This window comes from Scandinavium manionii, assembly GCF_024764775.1.
Classification (GTDB): Bacteria; Pseudomonadota; Gammaproteobacteria; order Enterobacterales; family Enterobacteriaceae; genus Scandinavium; species Scandinavium manionii.
The window spans coordinates 142,161-161,501 of record NZ_JALIGC010000040.1 but is presented as its reverse complement, the minus strand read 5'-3'; the positions used below and the strand labels follow the sequence as shown (position 1 = coordinate 161,501).

General features: G+C 55.3%; 19 protein-coding genes. 4 read left to right on the top strand and 15 right to left on the bottom strand.

Going from position 1 to position 19,341, the window contains the following annotated elements:
* Positions 1–19 precede the first annotated feature (19 nt).
* The 6 genes from artJ (MUU51_RS18525) to MUU51_RS18500 all read right to left on the bottom strand — a co-directional run bounded on the left by artJ (MUU51_RS18525) (position 20) and on the right by MUU51_RS18500 (position 4,516).
* On the bottom strand, positions 20–751 hold the full coding sequence (artJ, locus tag MUU51_RS18525) for an arginine ABC transporter substrate-binding protein ArtJ (RefSeq protein WP_159464645.1): 732 nt from the start codon (positions 749–751) through the stop codon (positions 20–22).
* A gap of 173 nt (positions 752–924) precedes the next feature.
* A complete protein-coding gene (gene artM, locus MUU51_RS18520) occupies positions 925–1,593 on the bottom strand; it encodes an arginine ABC transporter permease ArtM (RefSeq protein ID WP_159773412.1) in 669 nt (222 codons plus the stop codon).
* Positions 1,593–2,309, bottom strand: a complete 717-nt coding sequence (artQ, locus tag MUU51_RS18515; RefSeq protein WP_159773410.1) for an arginine ABC transporter permease ArtQ — start codon at positions 2,307–2,309, stop codon at positions 1,593–1,595. The genes artM and artQ overlap by 1 nt, the downstream gene beginning before the upstream one ends.
* A gap of 6 nt (positions 2,310–2,315) precedes the next feature.
* A complete protein-coding gene (artJ, locus tag MUU51_RS18510; RefSeq protein ID WP_159773408.1) occupies positions 2,316–3,047 on the bottom strand; it encodes an arginine ABC transporter substrate-binding protein in 732 nt (243 codons plus the stop codon).
* A 20-nt stretch (positions 3,048–3,067) separates the two neighbouring features.
* On the bottom strand, positions 3,068–3,796 hold the full coding sequence (gene artP / locus MUU51_RS18505) for an arginine ABC transporter ATP-binding protein ArtP (protein WP_159773406.1): 729 nt from the start codon (positions 3,794–3,796) through the stop codon (positions 3,068–3,070).
* A 207-nt stretch (positions 3,797–4,003) separates the two neighbouring features.
* Positions 4,004–4,516, bottom strand: a complete 513-nt coding sequence (locus tag MUU51_RS18500) for a lipoprotein (RefSeq protein ID WP_159773404.1) — start codon at positions 4,514–4,516, stop codon at positions 4,004–4,006.
* A gap of 179 nt (positions 4,517–4,695) precedes the next feature.
* Between MUU51_RS18500 and MUU51_RS18495 the strand changes: the two genes are divergently transcribed.
* On the top strand, positions 4,696–5,019 hold the full coding sequence (locus MUU51_RS18495) for a heavy metal-binding domain-containing protein (protein WP_013366920.1): 324 nt from the start codon (positions 4,696–4,698) through the stop codon (positions 5,017–5,019).
* Complete coding sequence (locus tag MUU51_RS18490) at positions 5,016–5,858, top strand: N-acetylmuramoyl-L-alanine amidase (RefSeq protein ID WP_159773402.1); 843 nt, start codon at positions 5,016–5,018, stop codon at positions 5,856–5,858. The genes MUU51_RS18495 and MUU51_RS18490 overlap by 4 nt, the downstream gene beginning before the upstream one ends.
* 3 nt (positions 5,859–5,861) lie before the next feature.
* Here MUU51_RS18490 and MUU51_RS18485 read toward each other — a convergent pair whose 3' ends face one another.
* The 4 genes from MUU51_RS18485 to poxB all read right to left on the bottom strand — a co-directional run bounded on the left by MUU51_RS18485 (position 5,862) and on the right by poxB (position 11,197).
* A complete protein-coding gene (locus tag MUU51_RS18485; protein ID WP_159773400.1) occupies positions 5,862–6,875 on the bottom strand; it encodes a 3-beta-hydroxysteroid dehydrogenase in 1,014 nt (337 codons plus the stop codon).
* A gap of 96 nt (positions 6,876–6,971) precedes the next feature.
* Entirely contained in the window at positions 6,972–8,405 is a 1,434-nt protein-coding gene (locus MUU51_RS18480; protein WP_159773398.1) for an SDR family oxidoreductase, read from the bottom strand.
* Between the two features lie 30 nt (positions 8,406–8,435).
* A complete protein-coding gene (ltaE, locus tag MUU51_RS18475; RefSeq protein WP_258968326.1) occupies positions 8,436–9,440 on the bottom strand; it encodes a low-specificity L-threonine aldolase in 1,005 nt (334 codons plus the stop codon).
* Positions 9,441–9,478: 38 nt separating this feature from the next.
* Positions 9,479–11,197 (bottom strand): ubiquinone-dependent pyruvate dehydrogenase, encoded by a 1,719-nt coding sequence (poxB, locus tag MUU51_RS18470; RefSeq protein WP_258968325.1) that lies wholly within the window; start codon positions 11,195–11,197, stop codon positions 9,479–9,481.
* 152 nt (positions 11,198–11,349) lie between these two features.
* Here poxB and MUU51_RS18465 point away from each other — a divergent pair, with 152 nt between their 5' ends.
* Positions 11,350–11,775: a DoxX family protein gene (locus MUU51_RS18465; RefSeq protein WP_258968324.1), complete on the top strand. Its 426-nt coding sequence runs from the start codon at positions 11,350–11,352 to the stop codon at positions 11,773–11,775.
* A 40-nt stretch (positions 11,776–11,815) separates the two neighbouring features.
* On the opposite strand, the gene hcr is transcribed toward MUU51_RS18465, so the two are convergent.
* The 4 genes from hcr to aqpZ all read right to left on the bottom strand — a co-directional run bounded on the left by hcr (position 11,816) and on the right by aqpZ (position 16,313).
* Entirely contained in the window at positions 11,816–12,784 is a 969-nt protein-coding gene (hcr, locus tag MUU51_RS18460; protein WP_258968323.1) for an NADH oxidoreductase, read from the bottom strand.
* A gap of 10 nt (positions 12,785–12,794) precedes the next feature.
* Positions 12,795–14,447 carry a hydroxylamine reductase gene (gene hcp / locus MUU51_RS18455; RefSeq protein WP_258968322.1) on the bottom strand — a complete coding sequence of 551 codons (1,653 nt, stop codon included), beginning with the start codon at positions 14,445–14,447 and terminating at the stop codon, positions 12,795–12,797.
* Between the two features lie 145 nt (positions 14,448–14,592).
* Entirely contained in the window at positions 14,593–15,492 is a 900-nt protein-coding gene (locus MUU51_RS18450) for a LysO family transporter (protein WP_110509933.1), read from the bottom strand.
* A 125-nt stretch (positions 15,493–15,617) separates the two neighbouring features.
* Positions 15,618–16,313 carry an aquaporin Z gene (gene aqpZ / locus MUU51_RS18445; protein ID WP_159773386.1) on the bottom strand — a complete coding sequence of 232 codons (696 nt, stop codon included), beginning with the start codon at positions 16,311–16,313 and terminating at the stop codon, positions 15,618–15,620.
* Between the two features lie 399 nt (positions 16,314–16,712).
* On the opposite strand from aqpZ, the gene MUU51_RS18440 reads away from it, so the two are divergent.
* Positions 16,713–18,371, top strand: coding sequence for an ATP-dependent endonuclease (locus tag MUU51_RS18440; RefSeq protein ID WP_258968321.1), 1,659 nt, complete (start codon positions 16,713–16,715; stop codon positions 18,369–18,371).
* Here MUU51_RS18440 and MUU51_RS18435 read toward each other — a convergent pair.
* Complete coding sequence (locus MUU51_RS18435; RefSeq protein WP_258968320.1) at positions 18,368–19,324, bottom strand: VirK/YbjX family protein; 957 nt, start codon at positions 19,322–19,324, stop codon at positions 18,368–18,370. The two genes, MUU51_RS18440 and MUU51_RS18435, sit on opposite strands and share 4 nt — an antisense overlap.
* Positions 19,325–19,341 lie beyond the last annotated feature (17 nt).

Genomic DNA, 19,341 nt, shown 5'->3' with positions numbered 1-19,341 from the left:
ATTTCAATGCATCAATGGCTTATTGCGGGAACCACTGAGTGCTGATTTTCTGGTACGTCCCGTCGGCTTTAATGGCTTTCAGCGCGCCGTTCAGTTTTTCCAGCAGCGCCTTGTTATCCGGACGCACGGCAATCCCAAGGCCAGTGCCGAAGTACTGCGGATCGGTCACTTTTGGCGTTGCGACACCCAGCTGCGGGTTGGTTTTCAGCCATTCATTGACCACTGCCGTGTCGCCAAACACACCGTCGATACGGCCATTTTTCAGGTCGATGATCGCATTCTGGTAGCTGTCATAGGCCACGGTTTTCACTTCCGGGTGCTTATCCTGCAGATATTTCTGATGCGTGGTGCCGTTTTCCATGCCGATACGTTTGCCTTTCAGCTGCTCAAAAGAGGTGAACTCGCCCTTTTTCGCAATCACCAGCGCCGAGTTGGCGTAGTACGGGTCGGTAAACGCCACCTGTTTGCTGCGCTCCGGGGTAATGTCCATACCGGAGATCACCGCGTCATATTTTTTGAATTTCAGCGACGGGATCAGGCTGTCAAACGCGTGGTTGGTGAAGGTGCATTCCGCCTGCATTTGTTTGCATAAGGCTTTGGCCAGATCGATATCAAAACCGGCAATCTGGTTATTGGCATCAAGGGATTCAAACGGTGGATAGGTGGCGGATACGCCAAAGCTGATTTTCTCTGCCGCAGCCGCGCCTGTGGCGAAGGTGGCAAGCAGCGCTGCCAGAATAAGTTTCTTCATGGTAAAGCTCCCGTCGGTCAATCTTATGATGTTGTGCCGTCTCTGTGGCATAGGACTTACCTTGCCATTTTGTGAATTTGTATGCAATAAAAATGATTAACTATTTCGTTGTGAAATAAAAAAAAGCGGACGCTCTGGTGAGGGTCCGCTTTGTTGTCGATATTTTATGCAGTTTAATTGCGGCGTTCAAACGCCAGCGCTTTGCGCTCAACGAGACGCATAATCAACGTCAGTAAACCGTTGACCACCAGATACACCAGACCGGCGGCACCAAATACCATCACGTCGTAGGTGCGTCCGTACAGCAACTGCCCGTGGCCCATCACTTCCATCAGCGTGATGGTGTAGGCCAGAGAGGTACTCTTGAACACCAGCACCACTTCGTTGGAGTAAGAGGAGAGGGCGCGCTTAAAGGCATATGGCAGCAAAATGGCCAGCGTGTCTTTCTTGCTCATCCCCAGCGCGCCACAGGATTGCCACTGGCCTTCCGGAATGGCGCGGATCGCACCAAAGAACAGCTGCGTGGTATACGCGGCGCTGTTAAGCGACAGGGCGATCATGGCGCACAGCCAGGGTTCGGAGAACAAATGCCACAGCGCAGGATAGTTCTGCAACTGCGGGAACTGGCCCGGGCCATAGTAAATCAGGAAGATTTGCACCAGCAGCGGCGTGCCGGTAAACAGCGTGATGTAGGCGCGGACAATCCACACCAGCACCGGCGTTTTCAGCGTCAGAATGATGGTGAAAATCAACGACAGGATCAGCGCCAGCACAATTGAGGCTACGGTCAGCGTCAGGCTGGTATGCAGCCCTTTCAGCAGTTCGGGTAAATACTCAAGCATCAGCCTGGCCTCCGTTCAAAGCGAGTCGCGCGCAGGTCAATGCGTTTGAGGATGTACTGACTGAGCAGGGTGATGACGAGGTAAATCGCCGCCGCCACGATGTACCAGGTAAACGGTTCCTGGGTCCGGGTGGCGATGCTTTTGGTTTGCAGCATCAAATCGTTCACGCTGATAAGCGACACCAGCGCGGTATCTTTCAGCAGCACCAGCCACTGGTTACCCAGCCCCGGCAGCGCATGACGCCACATTTGCGGCATCACCAGGCGGAAGAAAATGGCGGCTTTAGACAGCCCAAGCGCCTGGCCGGATTCCCACTGACCCACCGGCACCGCTTTAAGCGCACCTCGCAGGGTCTGCGACGCGTAAGCGGAATAGAGCAGGGACAGCGCAATCACGCCGCAGAGGAACGGACTGACGTCGAAGTTTTCAATCTGCACCTGCACCGGGATCTGCGCAAAACCGAGGTTCAGCGTAAAGCCGTCGGACAGCATCAGCAGCAGCTGTGAAGAGCCGAAATAGATGAACAGGACCACCAGAATTTCCGGTAATCCACGCAGAAGGGTGACCAGTCCGGTGCCAACCCACGCGACGGGACGCCATTTCGCTGACTCCCAAACCGCAAAGATCATCGCCAGCACCAGGCCAATCGCCAGAGCACAAACGGCAAGGCCGACGGTCATCCCGGCGGCACTTGCTAATGGAAACATTTCGTTCATCAAGAATTACTTCTGGAACCATTTGCTGTAGATGGTTTTGTACGTCCCATCCTGCTTCACTTTGGTCAGCGCATCGTTCAGCTTCTGCTGCAAATCGCTGTTGCCCTGACGCACGGCGATGCCGAGGCCAGTACCAAAGTATTCTTTGTCTGTCACTTTATCGCCAATGGCCGCCAGTTTCGGATCGGCTTTTAGCCATTCGGTCACCACGGCGGTATCGCCGAACACCGCGTCAATACGGCCATTTTGCAGGTCCAGCTTCGCATTCTGATAGCTGTCGTACGGCACGGTGGTGATTTCTGGATGTTTATCCATGATGAATTTCTGGTGCGTGGTGCCGTTTTGCATGCCCACTTTTTTACCTTTCAGCGCGGCGATATCCGCCACTTTGCCTTTCTGGCCCACAAACAACGCAGAATTCTCGTAGTACGGCTGAGTGAACAGGACCTGCTTTTCACGCTCTGGCGTGATGTCCATACCGGAAATTACCGCGTCAAAACGACGGAATTTCAGGCTTGGGATCAGGCTGTCGAACGCCTGGTTGGTGAACGTACAGGTGGCGTCGATCTGTTTGCACAGCGCGTTCGCCAGGTCCACGTCGAAGCCGACGATCTTGTTGTTGGCATCGATGGATTCAAACGGAGGATAAGACGCTTCCATCGCAAAACGAATAGTCTGGGCTGCACCAGCGGAAAGGCTGACGCTGGCGAGCAGCGCGGCAATCACGATTTTTTTCATTGTCATTGTTCCCGAAAACATCAGTGTGAAAGATAGTTTTTAAACGCTTCGGTCTGCGGCTTGGCAAAGCAGCTCGCATCCCCAAGCTCGACGATGTGGCCGTTTTCCATATACACCACACGACTGGCGGTTTTACGCGCCACTTCGACTTCATGGGTGACGATCACTTGTGTAATTTGGGTCTGAGCCAGCTCACGAATGATGCTCACAATCTGGGCGGTGATTTCCGGGTCCAGTGCGGCGGTTGGCTCATCAAACAGCAGAACCTGCGGTTCCATCATCAGCGCACGGGCAATGGCCACGCGCTGCTGCTGACCACCGGAAAGGTGTAAAGGATAGCGGTCGCTGTAGGGTTTCAGACGTAGACGTTCCAGTAACTTTTCGGCACGCGCCAGCGCCTGCTCTTTCGATAAACCGAGCACGCGGCAGGGGGCTTCAATCAGGTTTTGCTGCACGGTTAAGTGCGGCCACAGATTGTACTGCTGGAAGACCATTCCGACGTTTTGACGCAGATCGCGTATCGCTTTATCGGAAGGGGCTTTGCTGAAATTGAATTGATTTCCCGCAATGGAGAGTTGGCCGGAACGCGGCATCTCCAGCAGGTTAAGCACGCGCAATAGCGAACTTTTTCCCGCGCCGCTAGGGCCAAGCAGCACCAGCGTTTCACCCTGCGGGCAATCCAGGGTTATGTCGAACAGCGCCTGATGTGCGCCGTAAAAGCAGTTAATGCCTTCTAGTTTTATACTCATCCGGGAAATCTGACACCGATAGCTATTGAGGCCGCAGATAGTAACGTTCACAGAATAGTTATGCAATATTTGTGCGTTAAAACTTAAATATAAACCACGTTTACACTTAAAGTTAGCACAAAATAGCGAGAGCGCAGGGGCAAGGAAATAAATGTCGGCATCCATCACAGAATGCCAGACATTTAACCTGAGTTATTAAGGGGGATTTTACTTGGTCAGCGTCTGGCGCAGCGTGCCAGCCGGGGCGTGAACGGTGCCGCCGAGGTAGCGCACGTCGTCTACAGCCCAGCATTGGCCTTCGCGGATCATCAGTACTTCATCCTGCCAGCTCTGAGAACCTTGTTTCAGTTCAACGCGAAGCGGAATGTTGCGGGCGTCAGTATTTGGGATGGTTGATGCGCTGGCTACATCAGCGCTGTCTGCGGGTGTTGTGCGGCTGGAGAACAAGTCTTCCTGCAACAGAGCGCGTTTATTCGGATCGTTGTTCGCATCGTTAAGCACTTTTGCCAGATCATCGCTCAGGTATGGACGCAGTGCGGCTAAATCGGTGGTGCGGTGCTGAATGTGATAGTCGTAAAACTTCTGTGCAACGGTGTCCGGGCCACCTTCTACGCAAGGACCTGAACGGGTACCGATATCCTTGAACGCAGGGGTGACGGTGGTGCAGGCGCTCAGCAAAAGGGCGCAAGGGACAAGAAGAGCAGCGGCAGAGTAACGCATGAGTGATTTCCTTATATTCCCGTCATACTACAAGTTGCATGAGCGTTGGCTACGCCTGCCTGCAACTCGAATTATTTAGGGTATAGACTGACTACGGTATTTAGATGTTTTCAAGCATAGCGTATCGGTACGATAATGTGTTTGATTAACTGAGCTAAGGCATTGAAGAAGGAGGACGAATGCAATTCTCAACGACCCCAACACTGGAAGGACAAACCATCGTCGAATACTGCGGCGTGGTGACCGGGGAAGCGATTCTCGGCGCGAACATTTTCCGTGATTTTTTTGCCGGTATCCGCGATATCGTCGGCGGGCGCTCCGGTGCGTACGAAAAAGAGCTGCGCAAAGCGCGTGAAATAGCGTTTCAGGAGCTGGGCGAGCAGGCCAAAGCGCTGGGCGCCGATGCGGTTGTCGGCATTGATATCGACTATGAAACCGTCGGCAAAGACAGCAGCATGTTGATGGTCAGCGTCAGTGGCACCGCCGTAAAAGTACGCCGATGAAACGTTTTTTACCGATAGCGCTGGCGTTGCTGTTGGCGGGCTGCGGCAGTGATAAGGACGCCAGTCAGCAGAATCTCATCAGCAAACCGGGCTATATGCTGGACGCCAGTCATCCGGCGCCCAATGCGTATCCGCGCATTAAAGTGCTGGTTCTCCATTATACCGCCGGGGATTTTGAAAATTCTCTGGCGACGCTGACGGCTAAGGATGTCAGCGTGCACTATCTGATTCCGAACACGCCGCCCGAAAGAAAGGGTAAACCGCTTATCTGGCAGCTGGTTCCGGAACAGGATTTGGCCTGGCATGCGGGAATAAGCTTCTGGCGCGGCGCTACACGTATCAATGACACATCGATTGGCATCGAACTGGAAAACCCAGGCTGGGAGAAAACGGCGGGCGTAAAAAGCTTTACTCCGTTTGCCCCGTCGCAAATCAACGCGCTGATCCCGCTGGCAAAAGACATCATTGCCCGGTATCACATTGAACCGCAAAACGTGGTGGCACATGCAGACGTTGCGCCGCAGCGTAAAGACGATCCAGGGCCGCTGTTCCCGTGGCTGCAACTGGCGAAGCAGGGGATAGGCGCCTGGCCGGATGAGAACCGGGTGGCATTTTATCTCAATGGACGTCAGCCGCAGGAACCGGTGAATACCGCGTCAGTGCTGGATTTGCTCGCACGCTATGGCTATGAAGTGACGCCGGGGATGACCTACGCGCAGAAGAAACGGGTGATTATGGCGTTCCAGATGCACTTCCGCCCCGAACGTTGGGACGGCGTGGCGGATGCGCAAACGCAGGCCATTGCCGAAGCGTTACTGGAAAAATACGGTCAGGGTTGACGGTTAGCGCGGTAGTTTGCCGTGATCTTTCAGCCAGTGGGCGGTTTCCACAATGCCTTGATCCAGCGTCACGATGGGCTGATAGCCGAGCTCTTTTTCAGCGCGGCTGATGTCCAGCGTGAAGTCAAAGTTCAGCTTCGACACGCCATAGTGGGTGAACGACGGCTCTTTTGCCGCCTTGTTGCCGAATTTTTCCATGCTGCGGGCGACCATATCCAGCATCGGATAGGGCACCGAGCGGATGCGGCACTGAATATCCAGCTCGTCGATAAGCTTCTGCACGATGCTTTTCAGGCTGCGCGGCTCGCCGTTGGTGATGTTGTAAACGCGACCGGAAGGCAGCGAATCACACAGCGGCTGGCTCGCCAGCCACATCGCATGTACCGCGTTTTCGTAGTAGGTCATGTCCACCTGCGCATTGCCGCCACGCGGCAGCAGCACGCTGCCGTAGTGATGCATCATCTGCGCCAGACGCGGAATAAACACTTTATCGTGCGGGCCAAACAGGCTTTGCGGGCGCAGTACCGTGAAACGGGTATTCGGGTTCGCCTGAGCCAGCAGGTTAATGACCTCTTCACCAGCGGCTTTGCTGCGGGCAAATTCATTGGCAAAACGCTGCGGGCGGAACTCTTCTTTGATGTCACGATGATGGTGATAATCAAAGTACAGTGACGGCGACGAGATATGAATAAAGTTGCGCACGCCCCAGGCAACGGCCCATTCGCCCAGACGGCGCGTGGCGCGCACGTTGGCTAAATCGAAGGCTTCCTGCGTGCCCCACGGGGACGTGAAACTGGAGCAGTGCCACAGCGTGTCGATCCCGGCGAGCATCACTTTCGCCTGCGAAGACACCAGTTCGGTCAGATCGGCCTGAACAAACTCAGCGCCCATTTTTTCCAGCAGCCGACCCATTGCCGCATTGCGACCGGTTGCTCTGACGCTGATGCCTTTACGGCGCAGATATTCCACCGCATTACGGCCTAAACCGCTGGTGGCTCCGGTGACCAGTACCTTCATATCAATCCACTGTGTCTGAAAAGAATTTCGTGCGCATTTTTCCGTGAATTACGCTGAGTTGCAATGGGAAACTGCGAAGAAAAAATCTTGTATTGTCTATTTGTGCGTGATTTCTTCGGCGAGCCTGGCAATGCGCTTCGCCATACCCCGAAAAATGAACAGATGTGCGGGGATCATCAGCAGCCAATAGAATAAGCCTGGCATACCGTGCGGATGCCACCAGGCGCGAACGTCGATTTCACGATGGTCGCCTTTATCCTTCATGCTGAAGGTGAGGCGCCCGAGGCCTGGTGCTTTCATGCCGAACAACAGCGAAAGCTGTTTTTGCGGTTCAACGATGATCACTTTCCAGCTATCCACCGCGTCACCGGTTTTCAGCATCTCACGTTCCGGGCGGCCTTTAGCCAGTTTATGTCCCATTACACGGTCCATCGCGCCGCGAATATCCCATAGAATATTGCCGAAGAAATAGCGCTCTTTACCGCCGAGCTGGTTGACGACCTGCCATAACGCGTCAAGGCTGGCGGAGGTACTGATGGTGCAGCCCGCCTGCTTTGGAAAATACCCATATTCTGGCCGCCAGCGGGCGAAAGCCTGGGCGTCGTAGCCCCAGTCGCTGGAGTTCATCAGCTGCTCTTCTTCTTTCAGCGTGCGTTTCACCGCTTCGTCAAAAGAGATAAGCGTCTGCGGGATCAGTGCCCGAAGTTCGCGATCGTCAGCCAACAGATCGTGTTTCAGCCCCTGGATCAGCGCCTTGGCGGTGGTCGGCGGCACGGAGGTGATGACATTGAGGAACCACACCGAAATCCAGCTAGTAGGGAAAGGAATGGGAATTAACGGGCGATGGCGACCGCTGATGCGCATGAAATGCTCGAACTGCTGCTGATAGCTCAGCTCATCAGGCCCGGCGGCTTCCAGCACGCGGTGCGTATCGGTTGGGTGATTGAGTAATTCCACCAGGTAATAGAGCAAATTTTCCAGCGCGATCGGCGTGGTGCGGGAACGCACCCAGCGCGGCGGCGTCAGCACCGGCAGGTTGTAAACCATATCGCGCATTACTTCGAAGGCGGCAGATCCCGCGCCGACGATAATCCCGGCCCGCAGTTCTGTCACCGGAATGCCCGCTTCGCGCAGAAGTTCGCCGGTAATCTGGCGCGCGCGTAAATGGTCGGACTGCTCATTTTCCGGGGCCTGCAGCGAACTCAAAAAGATAATCTGTTTGACTGGCTGCTGGCGCAGGGCATCGCGCACATTCAGCGCGACCTGACGTTCGTGGGCGACGAAGTTACCGCCTTCGCCCATGCCGTGCACCAGGAAATAAACGGTGTCGACCCCGTCCAGCAGGGCTGGCAGGCCTTCCGGCCAGTTGAGGTCCACGTGATGACAGCTGACGCCGGGCAGCGCCAGTTTTTGCAGACGATCCGTGTTACGTGCCGCCGCCCGTACGGTTGCCCCGCGCGCGCTCAGTTCAGTCACCAGATGCTGGCCGATGTAGCCGCTGGCACCGAGCACCAGAATAGTGTGTGGCACGTTGTTCTCCTTAACGTTTCATTAGACTGCTTATTGAGAGCGTAAGAATGATTTCCAGTGGCCGACTACTTCTGCCAGCTTCTGGCGATCCACATCCAGATGCATCACCAGTCGCACAATCGGCGAGGCGTTGATCAGCACGCCGTTGGCGCGCATATGCTCGCCGAGCGCGGCTGCGTTCTCTTCCCCAACGCGCACGAACAGCATGTTGGTGTCGTGACGCATCACGTCAGCGCCAATTTCTTTCAGTTGTTCAGCCATCCACGCGGCATTGTCGTGATCGTCCTGCAAACGTTGAACGTTATTTTTCAGCGCATACAGACCAGCCGCCGCCAGAATGCCTGCCTGACGCATCCCGCCGCCTGTCATTTTACGCCAGCGGTTCGCGCGCTTGATGTAATCCGCGTTGCCGACCAGCAGGGAGCCAACCGGCGTACCCAGCCCTTTGGACAGACAGATGGTGAAGGAGTCGCAATATTGCGTGACGTCTTTCAGCTCGCAGCCGTACGCCACGATGGCGTTGAAGATACGCGCACCGTCAACGTGCAGGGCAAGCCCGCGCTCGCGGGTAAATTCCCACGCATCTTTCAGGTATTCGCGCGGCAGCACTTTGCCGTTATGGGTATTTTCGAGGCTCAATAGTTTGGTGCGTGCAAAGTGGATGTCATCGGCTTTGATTTTCGCCGCGACTTTATCAAGCGGCAGAGTCGCGTCGCTGGCAGCATCAATCGGCTGTGGCTGAATGCTGCCCAATACCGCGGCGCCGCCCGCTTCGTACAGATAGTTATGCGCGCCCTGGCCGACGATGTACTCTTCGCCGCGTTCGCAGTGGCTCAACAGCGCCACCAGGTTCGCCTGAGTGCCGGTTGGCAGAAACAGAGCGGCTTCTTTGCCCCCGAGCTCCGCGGCATAGCGTTGCAGTTCATTAACGGTCGGGTCATCCCCGTACACATCATCCCCGACCGGGGCGGCCATCATCTGTTCCAGCATGGCGCGCCCAGGGCGGGTGACGGTATCACTACGTAAATCGATCACGGCATTTCCTTTTTTCCATCAGGGTTATGCCTCTCTTTTTACCTGAGCCAGTTGGTTTTCGCCAGTTCGATCACTTCATCGCCACGCCCACTGATGATCGCGCGCAACATATACAGGCTGAAACCTTTGGCCTGTTCGAGTTTAATTTGCGGCGGGATCGCCAGTTCATCCTTCGCCACCACCACGTCAACCAGTACCGGCCCGTCGATACTGAATGCTCGCTGTAGCGCTTCATCGAGATCTGCCGATTTTTCGACGCGTATCCCGGTGATACCGCAGGCTTCAGCGATATTGGCGAAGTTGGTGTCATGCAGTTCGGTGCCGTCGGTCATGTAACCTCCAGCCTTCATTTCCATCGCCACAAAGCCGAGCACGCTGTTGTTGAAGACCACGATCTTCAGCGGCAGTTTGAGCTGCGCCACGGAGAGAAAATCCCCCATCAGCATGCTAAAACCGCCGTCGCCGCACATCGCCACCACCTGTCGGTCTGGCATTGTTGCTTTCGCGCCGAGCGCCTGCGGCATGGCGTTGGCCATCGAACCGTGGTTGAACGAGCCGAGCAGACGGCGCTTGCCGTTCATTTTCAGGTAGCGCGCGGCCCAGACCGTCGGGGTGCCGACATCGCAGGTGAAGATGGCGTCATCGTCGGCGAAATGGCTGATTTGCTGCGCCAGATACTGCGGGTGAATGGCTTTCTCACTCGGTTTGGCTAAATCATCAAGTCCTTTGCGCGCATCGCGGTAATGTTCCAGTGCTTTATCGAGGAAAGCGCGATCGGTTTTCTCCTCCAGCAGCGGCGTCAGGGTGGCGAGCGTGGCTTTGATATCGCCGATCAGCGCCATGTCCACTTTGCTGTGTGCGCCGATGCTGGCCGGATTAATGTCTATCTGAATAATTTTGGCATCGGCCGGGTAGAACGGGCGGTACGGGAACTGGGTGCCGAGCAGCACCAGCGTGTCGGCGTTCATCATGGTGTGGAAACCGGATGAGAAACCGATCAGGCCGGTCATCCCGACATCATATGGGTTGTCGTATTCGACATGCTCTTTGCCGCGCATGGCGTGCACAATCGGTGATTTCAGCTTGCCGGCAAACTCCAGCAGCTCTTTATGCGCCCCGGCACAGCCGCTGCCGCACAGGAGCGCGATGTTGCTGGAGTAGCGCAGCAGTTGCGCGAGCTTGCGCAGCTCTTCCATTTCCGGCACCACTACTGGCTGTGGGGCGTGATACCAATGGGTGCTGGCGCTTTCCGGGGCGGGTTTCAACGCCACGTCGCCGGGTAACACCACCACCGAAACACCACGGTTAAGCACCGCTTTGCGCATCGCAATCGCCAGCACCTGCGGGATTTGTTCGGGTGAAGAGACCAGTTCGCAGTAATGGCTGCATTCGCGGAACAGTTCCTGTGGATGAGTTTCCTGAAAATAACCGCTGCCGATTTCGCTGGATGGGATGTGGGCGGCAATAGCCACTACTGGCACGTGGTTGCGATGGCAGTCAAACAGACCGTTAATCAGATGCAGGTTGCCAGGCCCGCAGGAGCCAGCGCAGACCGCCAGTTCGCCGGTGAGCTGGGCTTCGGCACCTGCAGCGAATGCGGCCACCTCTTCATGGCGAGTGGGCATCCATTCGATGGTGCCCATTTTGTTAAGGCTGTCACTGAGCCCGTTAAGGGAGTCTCCGGTGACACCCCAGATTCGTTTCACCCCGGCTTGTTCAAAAGTTTTTGCGATATAGGCCGCAACGGTTTGTTTCATGGGTTTCCTTCTCCTTTTTGTGATACCGCTTACAAGCTTAGATGAAACTCACTGGTGTGCCCGGCAAAATCCCCTTATTTTCAGCAGGATTATTTGTGTCGTTCTTCGGCATAATCTGGATGGAATACAGGGAAAATAAGGAATAATGTCAAATGGTTAAATCATTGTTAATGGATAGACGACAAACACGTACCGGGGACGATGTCGGCAAACTTCTGTTACGTCTTGCCGTCGGCGGGCTGATGCTGTTTCACGGTTTGCATAAGCTGTTCCACGGCGTGGACGGCATCAGTGGGATGCTGGTAGCGAAAGGGCTACCGGGCTTTATTGCTTACGGCGTGCTGATTGGCGAAGTGGTGGCTCCGTGTCTGATTGTGCTGGGTATTCTGACTCGCCCGGCGGCGCTGGTTCTGGCGTTGACCATGGTGGTGGCGTGGCTGATGGTTGGCACCGGAAAAACTTTCGCGCTGGACGCAGTGGGAGCCTGGGCAATTGAAAGCCTGGTTTATTACTTCATCGGCGCATTGGCGATTGTCTGCCTGGGGGCAGGGCGTTACGCGTTAGGGAAAAGCGCGTGAAGAGGCCCGGTGAGCGCAACGCCACCGGGCATGCGTTTTATCAGGCGAGGACTAAATCGCCCTGAGGATGACAGGAGCAGGCCAGCACATAGCCCTGTTTTTGCTCTTCCACGGTCAGGGTCATGGTGCTGGTGACGGTGTACTCCCCGCTGACCACCTGCGTTTTGCAACTCCCGCAAACGCCCGCGCGACAGGCGGCATTCACCGACACCTTATTGCTTTCCAGTGCTTCCAGAAGCGTGGTGCCAACCGGCGCGTAAAATTCTTTTGCTGGTTGCAGTCTGGTGAATTTCAGCCCGCTGGTGGCGGCTTTTGCTACCGGTGTGAAGAATTTCTCTTTGTAGAAACGCGTTACGCCGAGCTGCTTCACGTTTTCTTCCACCCACTCCATGTATGGCGCAGGACCACAGGTCATTACCGTCCGCACGGCCAGATTCGGCACGCTTTCAAGAATAGCCTGGCTTAACCGTCCAGATACAAAACCGTGTGTGGCATTGTTTTCCGCCACCAGCGTGACCGGATAGTGCCGCCACTCGTCGGCAAAAATGACATCTTCCGGCGAACGGACGCTGAAGATCACCTGCACGTCAGCGTCAGGGCGATTTTTTGCCAGCCAGCGACGCATCGACATCACCGGTGTGACGCCGCAGCCCGCCGCCAGGAGTAACAGTTTATCGGTGGGTTTATCGTCGCAGGTGAATTCCCCCTGCGCATCGGACAGCCACAGATTGTCGCCGCGTTTGACATCACGGGTCAGCCACTCAGAGCCTGTGCCATCGTCAATGCGGCGCACGGTGAGGGTGATGAATTCGCTCACGCCCGGCGTGGATGAGAGCGTGTAAGCGCGCAGCGTATCCGCGGAATCACGGATGCTTACCAGCGCGTATTGCCCGGCGCGATACGGATAAGCATCGTGACACAGCAGCGACAGCGTCCACACATCTGGCGTTTCCTGCCTGATGTGATGCACCTGCATCCGCCACGGGCACTGTGGAGTTGGCATGGTCATGGTCTGCTCCTTATGCGCCCAGCATCTGCTGTAAATCCTGTTCGACGGTGGTAATGGCGCGCAGGCCAAACTTTTCGTTCAGGACAGCCAGCAAATCCGGGGTCAGGAAGCCCGGCGCGGTCGGCCCGGTGACGATGTTTTTCACGCCGAGAGAGAGCAGCGTCAGCAGAATGACGATCGCTTTCTGCTCGAACCATGAGAGCACCAGCGACAGCGGCAGGTCGTTCACGCCGCAGCCGAGTTTTTCTGCCAGCGTCACCGCAAGAATGATCGCCGAGTAGGCGTCGTTACACTGTCCTGCATCCACCAGACGCGGCAGGCCTTCAATGTCACCGAAATCCAGTTTGTTGAAACGGTATTTGCCGCAGGCGAGGGTCATTACCAGGCAGTCGTCCGGCACGCTGGTGGCGAAATCGGTAAAGTAGCTGCGCTCGGAGCGCTCGCCATCGCAGCCGCCGACGAGAAAGATATGGCGCAGTTTTTCACGGCTGACCAGGTCGATCAGCGTATCCGCCGCGCCGAGCAAGGTCTGACGGCCGAAACCGACGGTGATCAGGTGTTCAATTTCGTCGTACGGGAACCCTGCCAGCTGCTGGGCCTGTTCGATAACCGGTGTAAAATCGTCGCCTTCGAGATGGCTGACGTTCGGCCAGCCAACGATGCTGCGCGTCCAGATGCGCTGGTCATATTCCCCGACCGTTGGGTCGATAATGCAGTTGGATGTCATCAACACTGGTCCAGGGAAACGGGCAAATTCCACCTGCTGATTCTGCCAGCCGCTGCCGTAGTTCCCGACCAGATGCTTGAATTTACGCAGTTCCGGATAACCGTGCGCGGGCAGCATTTCGCCGTGGGTATAGACGTTCACGCCGGTCCCTTCGGTTTGCAGCAGCAGATTGTACAGGTCTTTCAGGTCGTGGCCGGAAATCAGAATCGCTTTGCCCGCCACCGTTTTCACGTTGACCTGTGTTGGGGTCGGATGACCATAGGCATTAGTTTCACCGGCGTCGAGAATGCTCATCACCTTGAAGTTCATCTGGCCGATTTCCATCGAACATTCCAGCAAGGCGTTCATGTCTGCAGGCCAGGTGCCGAGCCAGGCCATGATTTTATGGTATTGCGCATAGATGTCGTTGTCGTACTGCCCAAGCACGTGGGCGTGTTCCATATACGCCGCTGCGCCTTTCAGACCGTACAGGCACAGCAGGCGCAGGCCGAGTATGTTGTCGCCGATGGCGGCTTTGTCTTTATTTGGGGTGAACATTTCGGCCTGGCGCTGTAAATCACCGAGGTCATCGCTGACCAGCTGTAAACCCGCCATTGGGTTATCGACGGCTGCGCTGGCATCTTTAGCCAGACACTGTGTTTTGAGCGCCTCGCGCAGGGCAATGGCTTCACGTGCATAGCCGACGATGCGTGGGGAATCGAAATTCACGTTGGTCAGCGTCGAGAAAAAGGCGCGCGGGGCGAAGCTGTCGATCTCATGACTGATGATGCCGAACTCGCGGGCTTTGACTGCCCAGGCAGAAAGCCCTTGCAGTGTGGCGATCAGCAAATCCTGAAGGTCAGAGGTTTGCGCGGTCTTGCCGCACATTCCCTGAGCATAAGCGCAGCCGTTACCGGCCGGGGTACGAATGGTTTGTTCACATTGCACACAGAACATAATCACACCTTTATAAGTTATATTATAAATACATGTTTAAGGGTAAGCCTGTGCGAAAGCGCTGAAAAGGGATATGTCGGGCAACTTACAGGGAGATTGATTTAACGCAATTTTGGCGGCAGCGAACGCTACCGCCTTAGGGGTATTACGCGGAGAAAAGCGCCATCAGCAGCGGAACCAGCAGGCTCAGAATAAAGCCGTGAACGATAGCCGCAGGTACAATTTCCAGGCCGCCGGAGCGTTGTAATACCGGCAGCGTAAAGTCCATCGACGTCGCGCCACACAGCCCGAGCGCCGTTGAACGGTGCCGTAATACCAGGCCGGGAATAAGCATAATGGCGATAAGCTCGCGCGCCAGGTCGTTAAAGAAGGCGGCGCTGCCAATTACCGGGCCGTATGATTCGGTCAGCAAAATACCGGACAGCGAATACCAGCCAAAGCCCGATGCCATTGCCAGACCGGTTTTTATCGGCAGGCCAAGAATAAGGGCATTAATCACGCCGCCTGCCAGTGAACTCAGGACCACCACCACCGCGACCATCATTCCCCGGCGATTAAGTACAATCTGCTTAAGGGTCATTCCATTATTGCGAAGCTGGATACCAATCAGGAATAAAAGGAAGATCAGGGTATATTCGCTGGCTTCGGTGGCGTGATGCAAAATGGGCCAGCCGGTAAGACCCAGAAGAAAGCCCAGTAATACCACGCCGCACAGCTGTAATGACTCCATTGCCATTGCAATACGTGAGGGTAATTTTTCCTGTTGATGGTTGTGGCGCCAGGGAAGGGTGCGTTCGAGCCACAGCAGGGCAATAATATTGCACAGCAGAATAACCACAATGCTGACGGCAGAATAATGAAATATGGCCAGCAAATTACTGGCCAGATTATCCAGAAACGCCAGGCTGATGCCCATGAAAAAGAGAATAACGTAAACAATCCAGCTCAGCAGACGATTAATCCACTGCAGCGCATGACGATGGCGCAGGGGGATCAGGTAACCTGCCACCAGCGGCACAAGAATAATAAGCAATCCCGAAAACATGAACGGCACGGTCCTTTTGTGTGTAAAAAGCGCACCTGACACTACCGAAAGAGCGGGAGGGAGTAAAGCTGCCAAAAAAAGAAAAGGCCCGGCAATGCCGGGCCTTCAGGGAATGCAGTCGCGAATTAGTCGCGTTTTTCCAGCAGGGTGCGGTACAGCACGCCGCCGAGGATACCGCCGATGATTGGCATTACCCAGAACAACCACAGCTGCTGCAGTGCCCAACCACCCTGGAAGATAGCAACCGCGGTGCTACGCGCCGGGTTCACAGAGGTGTTGGTTACCGGGATGCTGATCAGGTGGATCAGGGTCAGTGCCAGACCGATAGCGATTGGCGCGAAACCAGCCGGAGCACGTTTATCCGTTGCACCGTGAATCACCATCAGGAAGCCACAGGTCAGGACGATTTCAATCACGATAGCAGACAGCATGGAATAGCCATCCGGTGAATGTTCGCCGTAACCGTTAGACGCGAAGCCACTTGCCGCAGCGTCAAAGCCGGTTTTACCGCTGGCAACCAGATAAAGCACTGCTGCTGCAATAATGCCGCCAATAACCTGAGCAACGATATAACCCACAATATCTTTAGTCGGGAAACGACCGCCAGCCCACAGACCTAAAGTGACAGCCGGGTTGAAGTGACCACCAGAAATATGACCCACAGCATAGGCCATGGTCAGTACGGTTAAACCAAATGCCAGTGCAACGCCCGCGAAACCAATACCTAATTCCGGGTAACCTGCCGCCAGCACGGCGCTACCGCAACCACCAAATACAAGCCAGAATGTACCAAAACATTCTGCAGCCAGTTTTCTAAACATAACCACCTCAAAAAAATAACAGTGACGGTGTCAGTTATTCCTGCACCGGACATTATTTATCGCCACAAGGGGAAGACGACATAATTAAAGAACCGTTATTTTAAGAACTAACGCTACCCCTTAACCAGTTAAATAAAGCCGCTAATATTGATTTAAGTTAATGTCTGGTCATTCCTTATACGTGGTTGAGTTGATTTGAGTATAGTTTAATTTTCGCCATGCGAATCTCGTTTATAATTAAATTCATTGCGAACCGTTATTAATGGTGTGGTTATTTGTTTCGCAGTGAAAAAGTCACGGACATTTTTTGTCATAACATTACTTTTCTCCGGCTATCACCACGCAAACCCTGCCGCTATACTGCTGTTAACGAAAGGGAAGTTTTCAGGCGGAGGGCGTATGCTTCTCGAAAGAGTGGAGATTGTGGGCTTTCGGGGTATCAACCGGTTATCGTTGATGCTGGAACAGAACAACGTATTAATCGGTGAGAACGCCTGGGGTAAATCCAGCCTGCTGGATGCGCTGACCTTATTGTTATCGCCAGAGTCTGAGCTTTATCACTTCGTCCGCGACGATTTCTGGTTTCCTCCCGGGGACGTTCAGGGACGCGAACACCATCTGCATATTATTCTGACGTTCCGCGAGCTGGAGCCAGGTCGCCATCGCGTGCGGCGCTATCGTCCGCTGGAGCCGTGTTGGGTACCCTCGCTCGATGGCTATCAGCGCATTCACTATCGCCTCGAAGGCGAGCTGGCAGAAGACGACACGGTGATGACCCTGCGCAGCTTTATCGATGGGGAAGGGCACGCGCTGCCTTTGCACGATATTGATGCCCGGGCAGAGCATCTGGTGCGGCTGATGCCGGTGCTGCGTCTGCGTGATGCCCGATTTATGCGCCGGATTCGTAACGGTACGGTGCCCAATGTGCCTGACGTCGAAATTACCGCCCGACAGCTCGATTTTCTCTCCCGTGAACTGGTGAGCAGCCCGCAAAATTTGTCCGATGGGCAGATTCGCCAAGGGCTGTCGGCGATGGTGCAATTGCTGGAACACTATTTTTCTGAGCAGGGCACCGCCGATTCTCGTCACCGACTGATGCGCCGCCGCTCCCACGACGAACAGCGCAGTTGGCGCTACCTCGATATTATCAACCGGATGATCGATAAGCCGGGCGGGCGCAGCCATCGGGTGATTCTGTTGGGGCTGTTTTCCACGTTACTACAGGCCAAAGGCACGGTGCGGCTCGATAAAGACGCACGACCGCTGCTGCTGGTGGAAGATCCTGAAACGCGGCTGCATCCGATCATGCTATCGGTGGCATGGAATCTGCTGAACCTGTTGCCGCTCCAGCGCATTACGACCACCAACTCCGGTGAATTACTGTCGATGACGCCGGTGGAACACGTCTGCCGTCTGGTGCGTGAATCCTCGCGCGTCGCCACCTGGCGTCTTGGGCCGGATGGCCTGAGCGCGGAAGACGGGCGGCGTATTGCGTTTCACATCCGCTTTAATCGCGCCTCATCTCTCTTTTCACGCTGCTGGCTGCTGGTTGAAGGCGAAACGGAAACCTGGGTTATCAACGAACTGGCGCACCAGTGTGGGCATCATTTTGATGCCGAAGGGATTAAGGTGATTGAATTCGCGCAGTCAGGCCTCAAACCGCTGATTAAATTTGCCCGGCGGATGGGGATTGAATGGCACGTGTTAGTCGACGGTGACGAAGCAGGGAAAAAATATGCGGCCACGGTGCGCGGCTTGCTGAATAACGACCGGGAGCTTGAGCGGCATCACCTCACCACGCTTCCGGCGCTGGATATGGAACACTTCATGTACCGTCAGGGGTTTGACGATGTGTATCACCGGGTGGCGCAAATTCCGGACGGCGTGCCGATGAATATGCGGCGGGTGATAATCAAAGCGATTCACCGTTCATCAAAACCGGATTTAGCAATAGAAGTGGCGATGGAAGCCGGGCGGCGGGGTATCGAAGCCGTGCCGAGTCTGTTGCGCAAGATGTTTTCCCGCGTGCTGTGGCTGGCACGCGGGCGGGCAGATTAACGCTGGTACACTCCGGCGGTCTGCATCTGCAGGCCGTCGAGCAATTCATAGCGACGGCGGTATTCCGAACGCTTCTTGCTGGCAATCTCTTCCATCGGCTTACGTGGCATCGTTAGCGGCAGCAAATAATCGCCGTTATCGTCTACATTACCGCCGAGCGACTCCCAGAAGCTGTTGTAATCCGCATGCAGCTTGTCCTGCTTTTTCCGGCGATAGCGCACGCTGCGATAGATATGTGTTTCGTTGCTCACCGCGCGAATCATCTCCACGCTCATTTTCTGGCCGAGGGCCATCGCCGCTTCGACCAGCAGGCGTTTCGGGAACAGGCCGTTACACGATTTGGTTGCAGCCTGAATCAGCTCGTGAGGCACGTGTGATTTCGCGCCCTGCATTCCACCGATATACAGCGTCCGCTTGCTGTCAAACGGGCACAGCGTAAAGGTTAATTCTGCCAGCACGGTATTGTCTGCATCGGTAAACACCAGCGTGGCTTCACCTTCTTTATCGAGAAACGCATCCGAAATTAGACGGATATTGAACGTCTTTTCATCGCGCCCGGTGAGGGTCGCGAGCGTCACGCCCCGACGGCTGAGCCAGGCATTCATCACCTGAACCGGCAGATGCTGAGCCATTATCTGATAATGAGCCATCAGCGCCGAGGTGGCATTCTGGCGCGGCATGTTCATCGACAGCCACGGACGGTGCAAGCGACACGGCAGGCCCGGCTGGACGTGCAGCATGTCCAGCAATTGCGGTTGTTGTGCAAGGCGCGACAGCAACGCGGCCGTGCTGAATGGCGTAGCCAAAGAACGCAACATAAACTTGCGGCGGTAGGCTGGATTTTTCCAGGCCAGACCCGGCATCAGTTGGCCACTACTCAACAGCCGAAACAATTGCCAGCCAGTTTTGAGGTTCAGTTGCTCTGAATAAGAAAGTTCTGCGTTGAGTGACATACGGGACACCTTGCCGG

What these genes read in the sequence shown, in the direction of transcription:
- MUU51_RS18440 (WP_258968321.1), top strand. Translation starts at nt 16,713, where the DNA reads ATGCTTCTCGAAAGAGTGGAGATTGTGGGCTTTCGGGGTATCAACCGG.
- hcp (WP_258968322.1), bottom strand. Translation starts at nt 14,447, where the DNA reads ATGTTCTGTGTGCAATGTGAACAAACCATTCGTACCCCGGCCGGTAAC.
- artQ (WP_159773410.1), bottom strand. Translation starts at nt 2,309, where the DNA reads ATGAACGAAATGTTTCCATTAGCAAGTGCCGCCGGGATGACCGTCGGC.
- MUU51_RS18495 (WP_013366920.1), top strand. Translation starts at nt 4,696, where the DNA reads ATGCAATTCTCAACGACCCCAACACTGGAAGGACAAACCATCGTCGAA.
- MUU51_RS18485 (WP_159773400.1), bottom strand. Translation starts at nt 6,875, where the DNA reads ATGAAGGTACTGGTCACCGGAGCCACCAGCGGTTTAGGCCGTAATGCG.
- artM (WP_159773412.1), bottom strand. Translation starts at nt 1,593, where the DNA reads ATGCTTGAGTATTTACCCGAACTGCTGAAAGGGCTGCATACCAGCCTG.
- MUU51_RS18500 (WP_159773404.1), bottom strand. Translation starts at nt 4,516, where the DNA reads ATGCGTTACTCTGCCGCTGCTCTTCTTGTCCCTTGCGCCCTTTTGCTG.
- hcr (WP_258968323.1), bottom strand. Translation starts at nt 12,784, where the DNA reads ATGACCATGCCAACTCCACAGTGCCCGTGGCGGATGCAGGTGCATCAC.
- MUU51_RS18435 (WP_258968320.1), bottom strand. Translation starts at nt 19,324, where the DNA reads ATGTCACTCAACGCAGAACTTTCTTATTCAGAGCAACTGAACCTCAAA.
- MUU51_RS18450 (WP_110509933.1), bottom strand. Translation starts at nt 15,492, where the DNA reads ATGTTTTCGGGATTGCTTATTATTCTTGTGCCGCTGGTGGCAGGTTAC.
- artP (WP_159773406.1), bottom strand. Translation starts at nt 3,796, where the DNA reads ATGAGTATAAAACTAGAAGGCATTAACTGCTTTTACGGCGCACATCAG.
- artJ (WP_159773408.1), bottom strand. Translation starts at nt 3,047, where the DNA reads ATGAAAAAAATCGTGATTGCCGCGCTGCTCGCCAGCGTCAGCCTTTCC.
- artJ (WP_159464645.1), bottom strand. Translation starts at nt 751, where the DNA reads ATGAAGAAACTTATTCTGGCAGCGCTGCTTGCCACCTTCGCCACAGGC.
- aqpZ (WP_159773386.1), bottom strand. Translation starts at nt 16,313, where the DNA reads ATGTTTAGAAAACTGGCTGCAGAATGTTTTGGTACATTCTGGCTTGTA.
- poxB (WP_258968325.1), bottom strand. Translation starts at nt 11,197, where the DNA reads ATGAAACAAACCGTTGCGGCCTATATCGCAAAAACTTTTGAACAAGCC.
- MUU51_RS18465 (WP_258968324.1), top strand. Translation starts at nt 11,350, where the DNA reads ATGGTTAAATCATTGTTAATGGATAGACGACAAACACGTACCGGGGAC.
- MUU51_RS18490 (WP_159773402.1), top strand. Translation starts at nt 5,016, where the DNA reads ATGAAACGTTTTTTACCGATAGCGCTGGCGTTGCTGTTGGCGGGCTGC.